Below are 11,869 nucleotides of genomic sequence, written 5' to 3' on the forward strand. Positions count from 1 at the left end.
GCGACAGAGACGCCGTCGGTGCGGCCTCGGGACCACCGCCGGCGCTGGTTGCCCAGCAGCGCGCCCGGCTGGCTGATCCTGATCTCCGTGGTCGTCGTGATGCTGGTCGCCGCCGCGGCGGTCGGGGTGCGCTACGGGGTCAACACCGTGCCGGGCCTGGCTTTCATCGAGGCCCGCGCCAATGGCCTGAAGATAGGGCGCTACGGTCGGCTGAAGATCGAGGGGGTCAGCGGCGACATCTGGCGCAACGTCTCGATTCGCAGGCTGATCATCTACGACGAGAAGGGGATCTGGCTCGAGGGCCGGAACCTCAACATGCAGTGGCGCTACCACGAGCTGTTCGTGCGCCGCTTCCATGCCGACGCCATTGTTGCCGAGCAGATCACGCTCAGCCGCCGCCCGACCCTGACGCCGAAGGAGAAGTCCGGCGCCCTGCCGGTCACCATCCTGATCGACAGCCTGAAGACCCGGGTCGACAGCCGCCCGGCCTTCAGCCAGGTCGAGGGCCGCTTCGACCTGGAAGGCCGCCTGGCGTTGCAGCGCCGGGGCGGGACCAGCGGCCGGCTCGTGGCCAAGAGCCTGATGCACCAGGGCGACTTCGCCGACATCGGATTCGACCTCGGCCGCTCCGACGCCCTGCTGGTCAACGCCAAGGCTTCGGAAGCACAGGGCGGCGCCCTGGCCGGGGCGCTGGGCCTCGACGCCACCCGCCACTTCTCCCTCGACGCCCAAGCGCGGGGCACGATCAAGGAGGGCCGTTTCAACCTCCTGGTCGAGTCCGGCGAGACCCAGCCGGCCAAGGCCGAGGGCAGCTGGAACGCCGCTGGCGGCTCGGCCAACGGCTACGTCCGCCTGGACGCCTCCGACCTGACCGGCCTCTACGCAAAGATGTTCGGCCCGCAGGTGAAGTTCGACGTCACCGGCCGCAAGGTCGGCGCCTTCTACGACGTCCGCGCCCGCCTCGACTCCGAGGGGCTCACCGCCACCGCCGCCGGCTTGGCCGACCTCGGCAAGCGCACCGCCGCCCCCTCGGGCCTTGCGGTCACCGCCTCTACCGGTTCGCTCGGCCGGCTGACCTGGAACGCGGTTACCGGGGCCGCGACCTTTCAGGGCCTGTTCAAGGGCGACGCCGAGAACTTCACCCTCAGCGGCGACCTGCGCGGCTCTGGCGTCAGCACGGCCGGCTATACGCTGGCGTCGGTCGGCGGCCGGACCACGTTGGGCCGCGCCAAGGGCGAATTGGTTCTGATTTCCGCCCTGACCGGCCGGGGCGGGCGAGGGCAGGGCTACCTGCCGGCCCTGCTGGGTCCCTCGCCGGTCGCCGACGTGGATATGGCTATCCTCAAGGACGGCCGCCTGCTGATGCGCCGCGTCCGGGCGACCGGCGCGGGCCTCAAGGCCGAGGCGGAAGGCTCTCGCGGCCTGCTGGGCGGTCTCTCCTTCAAGGGCAAGGCGGAACTGTGGAACTTCGGCGCCGCCAAGCTGGGCGGCAAGGGGCGGCTCGCCGGCAGCTGGTCGGCCGACCAGTCGGGCGAGAACAAGCCCTGGGTTTTCACCGTCGATGCCCGGGGCACGGGCTTCGCGCTCGGCATGAGCGAACTCGACCGCCTGCTTGGCCCCGCGCCCCGGCTGCGCGGCAAGGCCAGCCTGCTGAACGGCGCGGTGGACGTCGCCGAGCTGCGCCTCGACGGTGAAAGGGCTGCCGCCAAGGGCCAAGGCCGTATCGGCGCCAAGGGCGATCTGGCCTTCAACCTCGACTGGAACGCCGAGGGGCCGTTCCGCGCCGGTCCGGTGGAAATCGCCGGCAAGGCCAAGGGCGACGGCAAGATCGCCGGCAGCCTGTCCGCCCCGCGCGCCGACCTGACCGCCCAGGTGGACCAGATCGACCTTCCGCGCCTGCCGCTGCGCAACGCCAACCTGACCCTGACCTTCATGCAGCGTGCGGGCGGCGGGGACGGCGCCTTCGCCTTGACCGCCGAGAGTCCCTACGGCCCGGCCCGCCTGCGCACCGACTTCGGCTTCGCCAACGGCGGGGTGGACCTCTCCGGCCTCGACGCCGATGCCGGTGGGATCAAAGCCCAGGGCGCGGTGGCCCTGCGTCGCGGCCGGCCATCCTCCGCCGACCTGACCCTGGCCATCGGCCCCGGCATCCTGCTGACGGAAGGCGCTATCGAGGGCCAGGCTCGGATCGTCGACACCGTTGGCGGAGCACGGGCAACCCTGAACCTCACCGCCAAGGACGCGGTGCTGCGCGACGCCGCCGGCCTGAGCCTCGACGCCGCCACCATCACGGCCGACGGCCCGCTGGACCGCCTGCCGGTGCGGATCCAGGCCAGCGGCGCGGCCCCCAACGGCGCCTATGGCGTCGATGTCGCCGGCCTGCTCACCGAGGTGCGTCAGGGCGAGGCGAACGCCTGGCAGCTGACCTTCGATGGGACCGGCAAGTCGGGCCGGGCCCAGCTGCGCACTACGGAGACCGCCCGGCTGGTGTTCGGCGGTCCGACGACCGAGGCCCATCTGAAGCTGGTGACGGTCGGACGCCAGGAGGGCGCCGCCGCCGGGACGGCCGTGATCGACGCCCGCATCGCCAAGGGCTCCGCCGACATCCAGGCCACCCTGGCCGGCATGCCGCTGGCCATCGCCAATGAGGACCTCGCCGGCCGGCTCGACGCCCGCCTGAACCTGCGGGGCCAGGGCGAGCGGTTGGAGGGCCAGCTGAACGCCGAGGTCAAGAACGTCCGCGCCCGTGGCTCCGGCCGCGCCTTCACCCTGGACGGGACGGTCGAGGCCAAGCTGGCCGACCGCTGGATCACCATCACCGGCAAGGCCAACAGCGCCCAGGGCCTCTACGCCGATGCCAACTTCGTCCTCCCCGCCGAGGCCTCGGCCGCCCCGCTGCGGCTGGCCATCGACCGGCGGCGTCAGGTCCAGGGCAAGTTCACCGCCAACGGCGAGATCAAGCCCCTTTGGGACCTGTTGATGGGCGGCGACCGCTCGCTGAGCGGCCAGGTCCGCCTGGCCGGCAGCCTGGGCGGGACCCTGGCCGACCCCCGGCTGCTTGGCGAGGCACAGCTGTCCGGCGGCGCTTACGAGGACGGGCCGACCGGCCTTCGCCTCCGCAATCTCGCCCTGTCGGCCGCGTTCGCCGACAACGCCATCGACGTCACCCAGGCCAGCGCCAGCGACCCCAACGGCGGCCGCGCCTCCGGCTCGGGCCGGATCAGCCTGTTGCGGGACGGGACCAGCAGTTTCCGGCTCGACCTCACCCGCTTCCAGGTGATCGACAACGACTTGGCCACCGCCACAGCCTCGGGCCAGGTCACCATCAACCGCACCTCCGCCGGCAATCCGCGCGTGGAGGGATCCCTGCGGATCGACCGCGCCGAGATCGCGGCAGAACCCCTCAGCCCCAGCGGCGTGACCCCGATGGACGTCATCGAGATCAACAAGCCCCGCACCGCCGCCGTCCGCCGGGCCGAGGCGGCAGAAGCCGCCCAGGCCAAGGGGCTGACCGTCGACCTGGCCATCGACCTGAAGGCGCCGCGCGCGATCTTCGTCGAGGGCCGGGGCCTGAACGTTGAGCTCAGCCTGGACGCCCGGGTCACCGGAACCACCAATCGGCCGGTGCTGGCCGGCACGGCGCGGGTGGTGCGGGGCGACTACGACTTCGCCGGCAAGCGGTTCGAGTTTGACGAGCGGGGCGAGATCATCCTCTCCACCGACCCCAGCCGCATCCGCCTCAACCTGACCGCCACCCGCGAGGATCCCAGCCTGACCGCTGTTGTCCGGGTCCAGGGCACGGCGGCCAAGCCGGAAATCACCCTGACCTCCACCCCCCAACTGCCTCAGGACGAGGTGTTGAGCCGGGTTCTGTTCGGTTCCTCCGCCGCCCAGCTGTCGCCGTTCGAGGCGGCGCAGTTGGCCTCAGCCCTGGCGGCCCTGGCCGGCGGCGGGGGCTTCGACGTCATCGGCAACATTCGCCAGCTGGCGGGCCTCGACCGCCTGACCATCGGCGGCACCGAACTGACCGGCGTCACCGTGGCGGGCGGCAAGTACCTGACCAACGACGTCTACCTCGAGCTCATCGGCGGCGGCCGTGAGGGCGGAGCAGTGCAGGTGGAGTGGCGGGTGCGCCGCAACCTCTCCATCGTCTCGCGGATCGCCGGGGGCGGCGAGAGCAAGCTCTCCGTCCGCTGGCGACGGGACTACTAGGGCAACTGGGTGAAGGGCTTAAAGCCGCCGACGATCATCCGTTTGGGATCGAAGGGACAGTCCGGTTGGGCCATGCGCGGGTCGGCCATGACCTTGGCGTTGACCTCGTCGCGCTTCTCGCGGCTCTCGTAGGTGATCCAGGAGAAGATGACGACCTCGTCGTCCTTGGCCTGGACGGCGCGGGGGAAGCTGGTCAGCTCGCCGTAGGGGACGTCATCGGCCACCGCCTCGACATAGGTCAGGGCGCCGTGTTCCATCCATACCGAGCCGGCCAGCTCGGTGATCTTGCGGTACTCGTCCATCTTGTCCTTGGGCACCGCGAGCACGAATCCGTCGACATAGGCCATGGCTGTCTCCTTCATGGATGTTGCGATCATAGGACGAACAACGCCCGCCGGTTCCGACAGCCCGAAGGAAGAATCTCAGAGCTCGTCGAAGGGCGGCGGCAGTTCTCCGGACTTGAACAGCAGGACGGGGTTTTCGTCATAGTCCCCCATCTCGGTGTCGGCGGTGATGCTGTAGGCGACCACGCCCAGGCGCAGGGGGCCGAGGCGTTCGGCCTTGCGGCGGGCCTCCTCGGCGGTCTTGCAGCCGACGGCCTGTTCGGCGCGGAACTTCGAGCGACCCTTGCCGGCGACGTAGGCCTGGACCAGGTGGACGGTCTCGGAGGCCACTCTATTTCTTGCCGGGCGGGGTCAGGAAGGGCGACGGGCCGGCGGGCGGCGGGGCCTTGGCCTGCTTGGGTTTCCGGACTTCCTTGTTGGATTTCTTCTGGCCCTTGGCCATGGCCGGGCTCCTTTTCGCGCGCGCCGACGAAATGTGGAGCGCCCATGGCTATGCGCCCGCCCGCACAGATCGCCAAGCCCGTCATTCCACTCCCAGCACCTGTTTCAGGAACAGGATCTCGGTCGCCCGCACCGCCTCCTGGTTGCCCTTGCGGGCGATGCCGTGGCCCTCGTCCTTGGCCAGGACGTACCAGACGGGCGTGCCCTGGGCGCGCAGGCGGGCCACGATGGCCTCGCTTTCACTGCGAGGGACACGGGGGTCGTTGGCGCCCTGGTAGATCATCATCGGCTTCTTCATCGCCGAGACGTAAGACGTGGGGCTGATCTGGTCGAAGACCTTGCGCATGGCCGGGTCACGCTCGTCGCCGTACTCGGCCCGGCGCAGGTCGCGGCGATACCCTTCCGTATTTTCCAGGAAGGTCACCCAGTTGGAGATACCGTAGAGGTCGATGGCCCCGGCAATGCGGTCGTTGTAGCGGCCGGCCACAGCCAAGGCCATGTAGCCGCCGTAGGACTGGCCGACGACGGCCACGCGGTCGGCGTCGAGGTCCGGCTGGGCGGCGATCCAGTCGAGCAGGGCGCCGATGTCCTTGACGCTGTCCTCGCGCTTGGCCCCGTTGTCGAGCGATAGGTATGACTTGCCGTAGCCGCTGGAGCCGCGGACGTTCGGCACGATCACCACGGCGTTCAGCTCCTTGACCCAGCTTTGACGGCGGGCGCTGAAGCTGGGCAGTTCCTGGGCCTCTGGGCCGCCGTGGATCTGGATGATGACCGGCAGTTTGCCTTTGGCCTTGCGTGCTGGACGGTAGACGAAGGCTGGGATCGCCCGCTCATCGAAGCTGCGATATCGGACCAGTTCCGGCTCGACCAGACCGGCCGGGTTGAGGCCGCCCAGCTCGCTGGTGGTCCAGCGGGTCAGCCGCTTGGAGGCGATGTCGTAGTCCCAGACGTCTCCCGCGCCGGCGTAGGTTGAGAAGCTAATCGCCAACCGCCCACCGTCGGGCGAGAAACCCATGGCGGTGACCACACCCTTGGGAAGGGCAATTTCAACGGGCATGGGCGGACCGTTGAGACCGGCCGGATCAACCACCTGTAAAGCGACCTTCGACCAGCCTTCCGTGTTGGTCACGAAAGCAGCCTGCTTGCGGTCCGGGCTGAGGGTGAAGGACTCAACCCCCCACTGATAGGGCGGGCGTGGCGCGCACTCGGGTCCGAAGCGGGCCCGAGGGTCTTTCAGAATGGCGCCTTGGCACGCGTTTTCCTGATACTGCCCCGACCGTTCCCAGTCCGCGACGACGAACCGATAGGACAGCGGGCGCTCCTTGCCGGTCGTCAGATCAATCACGACGAGCGCTGCCAGATCATCTCCGTCGTCCGAGATCACCACAACGCCCGCGCCGTCCGCCGTGAACTTGCCGCCGCCGTAGGACACCGGGCGGTCATGCACACCGATCGGGTCCACTCGGCCACTGGCCATGTCGAGGACGTAGAGCCGGCTTTCGGCGATGCTGATGTATTTCGCCAGCAGGATCCGGCCGCCATCCGGGCTGATGTCGATGGGCGCTATCGCGCCGGTCCCCTTGTAGACCAGCCTCCGACCTTCCGGCCGGGCGGGGTCGGCCAGCATGATGTCGTAGTCTGCCTTGCCCGGCGTGACTTGAGCCCAGGCGACCAGTTTGCCGTCCTTGCTGACCACGAAGCTCTGGTTGCGGGTGCCAGGCGCGGTCAGCTGGGTTTCCTCGCCGGTCAGGCGGCGCAGAAAGGCCTGGTAGTACTCCGCTCCGCCGACGTCGCGGGGATAGAGGAAGCGGCCGTCGGGGATGCCCTGCGCGCTGTTCACCGGCTCGCTGAAGAAGGTCAGCTGGGTGCGGTCGGCGCCGGGGGCGGCGACGCGGTGCACCTGGTAGGTGTCGCCGAACCGGGTGGTGATCAGCATTGAGCCGTCGGGCAGCCAGTCCTGAAAGGTCGCCGAGCGGGCGTTGTAGTAGGGGGCGACCGCCTCGCGCAGGGCGGCTGGGGTCTCTGGGACGCCATCGAAGACCAGGGCGCCCTGCTCGCGCACGGCGGGCGCGGTCTGGGCCAGGGCGTGGCCGGAGAACAGGGCGGCGGCCAACAACGGGGCCAGCAGGGCGGCGAAGGGGCGTGAATGGGCTTTGCGCATGAAGGACAGACTAGCCACAGCTTTGCCCGGGCCGCCATATGAACCCTTTCCGACATTGGCCGTTAGCCAAGCCTTCCCACCAAGGCTATGACCGGTGGAAGTGGTTTTGAGGCGGGCGGTCCAGGCATGAGTGAGAGCACCGAACGCGAGCAGCGCAGACTGGCGGCGCTCTACAGCTTCGAGGTGCTCGACACCCCCGCGGAGCCGGAGTTCGACGAGGTGGCGCAATTGGCCTCGGCGATCTGCGAGACGCCGATCGCGGTGGTCAACCTGGTCGGCGATGGGCGGCAGTTCTTCAAGGCGGAGGTCGGCCTTGGCGTGCGGGAGACGCCGCTGGAGACCAGCTTCTGCGCCCACGCCATCCTGGAGGACGACTTCCTGCAGATCGGCGACGCCAGCCGGGACCCCCGGTTCGACGGCAACCCGCTGGTCCACGGTGAAACGGGCCTGCGGTTCTACGCTGGGGCGCTACTGAAGACCGAGGACGGCTCGCCGATCGGCACCCTCTGCGTCCTCGACACCAAGCCCCGCACCCTGACCCCCTTGCAGGAACAGTCCCTGAAGGTGCTGTCGCGGCAGGTGATGAACCAGCTGGAGCTGCGCCGCTCGCTGGCTCGTCACAAGCAGGACGAGGAACGCTATCGCGCCCTGTTCGACACCATGGACGAGGGCTTCTGCGTCATCGAGTTCTTCGACGGGCCGCACGGTCCCGACAGCGACTATGTCCATATCTCGGCCAATGCCGCCTACGAGCGGCACGCCGGTATTCCCAACGTGGTCGGCCAAAAGCTGCGCGAGATGGTTGGGGACGAGGCCGATGCCTGGGCCGCCCGCTATGGGCATGTGCTGCGCACCGGCGAGCCGATCCGTTTCGAGCAGGAGTTGGTCGCCACCGGCCGCTACCTGTCGCTGTCCAGCTTCCGGCTGGAGCCGCCGGAAAAGAAGCATGTGGCGGTGCTGTTCCAGGACATCACCGAGCGGCGGCGGGCGGAAAAGGCGCTGCAGGAGCTGAACGCCACCCTGGAACGGCGGGTCGCCGAGGCCCTGGCCGAGCGGCGGCTGTTCGCCGAGATCGTCGAGGGGGCCACCGCCTTCGTGCAGGTGGCCGACCAGGACTACCGCTGGCTGGCCATCAACAGCGCCGCGGCCGACGAGTTCGAGCGCCTGTTCGGCGTGCGGCCCAAGGTGGGCGACAGCATGCTCGAGGTCCTGGCCGACCAGCCGGAGAGCCAGGCGGTGGTAAAGGCGGTCTGGGACCGCGCCCTGGCCGGCGAGGCCTTCATCGAGGTCGACACGTTCGGCGATCCCGACCGCGAGCGGCGCAGCTACGAGATGCGGTTCAACGTCCTGCGGGACGCGGACGGCAAGGTAGCGGCCGCCTACCAGTTCGTGTTCGACGTCACCGAGCGGCTGGAGGAACAGGCCCGGCTGGCCGCCGCCGAGGAGGCGCTGCGCCAGGCCCAGAAGATGGAGGCGGTCGGCCAGCTGACCGGCGGCCTGGCCCACGACTTCAACAACCTGCTGGCCGGGATCAGCGGGGCGTTCGAGATGATCGGCTCCCGGCTCAGCCAGGGGCGGACCAGCGACGTCGAGCGGTACCTCCAGGCCGGACAGGGCGCCGCCCGCCGGGCCGCGGCCCTGACCCACCGGCTGCTGGCCTTCTCGCGGCGCCAGACGCTGACGCCCAAGCCGCTGGTGATCAACCGGCTGATGGGCGAGCTGTCGGAGCTGATCCGGCGGACGGTGGGGCCGTCCATCGAGGTCGAGACCATCGCCGCCAGCGGGCTATGGCCGACCCTGGTGGACGACAACCAGCTCGAGAACGCCATCCTCAACCTTTGCATCAACGCCCGCGACGCCATGCCGGACGGCGGGCGGATCACCATCGAGACCGGCAACAAGTGGCTGGACCGGCGCACCGCCAAGGAGCACGGGCTGGAGCCGGGGCAGTATGTGACCGTCTGTGTCAGCGACACCGGGACGGGGATCGACAAGGCCATCCTGGACCGCGTCTTCGACCCCTTCTTCACCACCAAGCCGATCGGGCAGGGCACCGGCCTGGGTCTGTCCATGGTCTACGGCTTCGCGCGGCAGAGCCACGGCCATGTGCGGATCTACAGCGAGGTGGGGCAGGGAACGATGGTCTGCCTCTACCTGCCCCGGCACCTGGGCGAGGAAGAAGTCGGGCTGGAGGAAACGGCGGCGCCGATCGACGAGAGCCAGTCGGCCGGCGAGGTGGTGCTGGTGGTCGACGACGAGCCGACCGTGCGGATGCTGATCGTCGATGCGCTCAGCGAGCTGGGATACGCCTGCGCCGAGGCCTCCGACGGGCCGAGCGCCCTGGCGGTGCTGCAGGCCCAGGGGCGGATCGACCTGTTGATCACCGACGTCGGCCTGCCGGGGGGCCTGAACGGCCGCCAGGTGGCGGACGCTGCGCGGGCCCTGCGGCCGGAGCTGAAGACGCTGTTCATCACCGGATACGCCGAGAACGCGGTGCTGAACCACGGCCATATCGAGCGGGGCATGGAGGTGCTGACCAAGCCGTTCGCGATCCGCGACCTGACGGCGCGGGTGGAACGGCTGCTGCGCTGACCATCAGGCGCTGATCCGCTCGGCCTGCGGCGCGGGCGCCACAGCCGCGGCGATGTGGGCCAGCAGGACGTGGACCTCCACGGGCTTGGTGATGAAGGTGTCGACCCCGACGGCGGCCCATTGGGCGCGGTGCTCGGACAGGGCGTTGGCGGTCAGGGCCAGGATGGGGGTGTCGGCGTTGGGGCCGGCGCCGGCGCGGATGTAGGCGGTGGCCTCGACCCCGCCCATCACCGGCATCTGCATGTCCATCAGGATGACGTCGAAGGCCCGTTCCCCGGCCAGGGCCACCGCCTCGGCGCCGTCCTTGGCCACGGTGACCTCGGCGCCGAGCGGCTCCAGCATCAGGCGGACGATCTGCTGGTTGACCGGATGGTCCTCGGCCAGCAGCACCCGCACCGCGCCGTCCCAGTCGGCGGCCTCGGCCTGGTGGTCCAGCCCTGGCGCGGCCTGGGCCATGCGCAGGGGGATGACGAAGCTGAACACCGAGCCCTGGCCCGGCCGGCTGACCACCGTCAGGTCGCCGCCCATCAGCCGCGCCAGCCGCCGGCTGATCGCCAGGCCCAGGCCCGTGCCGCCGTGCAGGCGGGTGACGCCGCTGCTGGCCTGTTCGAAGCTGCCGAACACCCGCTCGGCCGTGGCCGGGTCCATGCCGCAGCCGGTGTCGGCGACCTCGATCCACAGCCGCTCGCCGTCCGGGCCGGACGCCCGCCCGCCGCGCAGCACGATCTGGCCCTGGCGGGTGAACTTGGTAGCGTTGGACAGCAGGTTGGAGATCACCTGCTGGAAGCGCAGGGGATCGGTGACGATCAGGCCGGGCAGGCCGACCGGCTCAAACCGCAGCACCACCCCGTCCGCCGCCTTGGCGCTCCACAGCCGGGCGGCCGCCGACAGCTTCTCGACCAGTTCGAAGGGGGCGCTGTCGACCTCCAGCTTGCCGCTCTCGATGCGGGAGAGGTCGAGCACGTCGTTGAGCAGGCCCAGCAGCACCTCCGAGGCGTTGCCCAGCATGTCGACATGGCCCGCCTGCTCGGCGGTCAGCTCTGTGCGGCGCAGCAGGCCGCCGGCGGCGACCACGGCGTTCATCGGGGTGCGGATCTCGTGGCTGATGGTGGCCAGGAAGTCGCTCTTGGCGGCGTTAGCCCGCTGGGCGTCGGCGACGGCCGCCTCCATCTGGCGGTTGGTGGTCCAGATCCGCTTCACCGCCATCAGGGCGTGCAGGACATAGACCGCCCCGCCGCAGCTGATCAGGGCCATCTTCAGCATGTCGGGCTCGGGGCTGATCACGCCGGTGATCAGCGGCAGGCTGACGATGTAGAGGGCCGGCGGGCCGAGCACGGCGGGCAGGGCGCGCGGCGTCTGGGCCATCTGCAGGGCATTGTTGATGATCGAGCCGCACAGGGCCAGCAGGGCGAACGCCATGCCCACCGCCGTGCCCTGGAACCAGAGGATCACCGCCAGGGCCGAATAGAGGAAGGCGTTGAAGGTCATGCTGATCAGGTAGGCCCAGCGGCGGACGCGGCTGAGCCGGCGGTCCGACTGGCGCCAGGGCGCGGAGATCAGGTGGTCCAGCCCCTGGAACAGCATGACGGCGGCGAACCAGGCCGGGGCGGTGAACCCCGGCGCCAGCATCCAGCCGATCAGCCCAATAAAGGCGCCAAAGGCCACCCGGGGAATCAGGTCCTTGCCCCGGATTGCGGCGATGGCGCGATAGGCGGCGTCGCGCCGACAGTCTTCTGCGTCGGTCATCAGGTCCCCTCCGAGAGCGCAAGCTATAGTGGCGGGCTTAAGGACGGGTTGAGCCGCGTGCGATGGGCGCAAAATGCGAGAAAGCCGCCCGTGGCGGCGGCTTCTGAAGGAAATCAACGGCTTGTTGGGGAACGTCGGTGGCCCGCCGGTGGGCATCGGGTGGCCCGTGGGTGAGCCTGGGGGGAGACTTCGGGCGCCCGGCGGTGGGCCGTGGGTGGGTGTTTTTTCGGGGTGGCGGACGATCGATGAAGGCGGCCTGGCTCCTAACCCTCTCCCTGAGGGAGAGGGAGGGACCCGCCGCGCAGCGGTGGGAGGGAGAGGGTTTACGCGGCCGACACCGTAAACCCCCCCCCCTACCCCCTCCCTCAGGGAG

Annotated in this window: 7 protein-coding genes and 1 pseudogene; 3 read left to right on the plus strand and 5 right to left on the minus strand. The window is 69.8% G+C overall.

Going from position 1 to position 11,869, the window contains the following annotated elements; genetic code table 11:
- The first annotated feature begins 18 nt into the window (after window positions 1–18).
- A complete protein-coding gene (locus tag GVN21_RS09110; RefSeq protein WP_346764237.1) occupies window positions 19–4,212 on the plus strand; it encodes a translocation/assembly module TamB domain-containing protein in 4,194 nt (1,397 codons plus the stop codon).
- Here GVN21_RS09110 and GVN21_RS09115 read toward each other — a convergent pair.
- The 4 genes from GVN21_RS09115 to GVN21_RS20840 form a co-directional block, all read right to left on the minus strand.
- Window positions 4,209–4,559, minus strand: coding sequence for a DUF1428 family protein (locus tag GVN21_RS09115; RefSeq protein ID WP_166574418.1), 351 nt, complete (start codon window positions 4,557–4,559; stop codon window positions 4,209–4,211). The genes GVN21_RS09110 and GVN21_RS09115 overlap by 4 nt on opposite strands.
- A gap of 75 nt (window positions 4,560–4,634) precedes the next feature.
- Complete coding sequence (locus GVN21_RS09120) at window positions 4,635–4,886, minus strand: hypothetical protein (RefSeq protein WP_166574419.1); 252 nt, start codon at window positions 4,884–4,886, stop codon at window positions 4,635–4,637.
- Window position 4,887: 1 nt separating this feature from the next.
- The gene (locus GVN21_RS20835) at window positions 4,888–4,998 is read right to left on the minus strand and encodes a hypothetical protein (RefSeq protein WP_240902829.1); all 111 of its coding nucleotides are present in this window, start codon (window positions 4,996–4,998) and stop codon (window positions 4,888–4,890) included.
- 81 nt (window positions 4,999–5,079) lie between these two features.
- The gene (locus tag GVN21_RS20840; RefSeq protein WP_240902830.1) at window positions 5,080–7,158 is read right to left on the minus strand and encodes an alpha/beta fold hydrolase; all 2,079 of its coding nucleotides are present in this window, start codon (window positions 7,156–7,158) and stop codon (window positions 5,080–5,082) included.
- Window positions 7,159–7,284: 126 nt separating this feature from the next.
- Between GVN21_RS20840 and GVN21_RS20550 the strand changes: the two are divergent.
- A pseudogene (locus GVN21_RS20550) lies at window positions 7,285–7,740 on the plus strand (GAF domain-containing protein); the annotation flags it as partial.
- 78 nt (window positions 7,741–7,818) lie between these two features.
- Window positions 7,819–9,750, plus strand: coding sequence for a PAS domain-containing protein (locus GVN21_RS09130; protein WP_240902840.1), 1,932 nt, complete (start codon window positions 7,819–7,821; stop codon window positions 9,748–9,750).
- A gap of 3 nt (window positions 9,751–9,753) precedes the next feature.
- On the opposite strand, the gene GVN21_RS09135 is transcribed toward GVN21_RS09130, so the two are convergent.
- On the minus strand, window positions 9,754–11,496 hold the full coding sequence (locus GVN21_RS09135; RefSeq protein ID WP_166574421.1) for an ATP-binding protein: 1,743 nt from the start codon (window positions 11,494–11,496) through the stop codon (window positions 9,754–9,756).
- Between the last annotated feature and the right edge of the window lie 373 nt (window positions 11,497–11,869).

The sequence above is a fragment of the Caulobacter sp. SLTY genome (genome assembly GCF_009905535.1).
Lineage (GTDB): Bacteria > Pseudomonadota > Alphaproteobacteria > Caulobacterales > Caulobacteraceae > Caulobacter.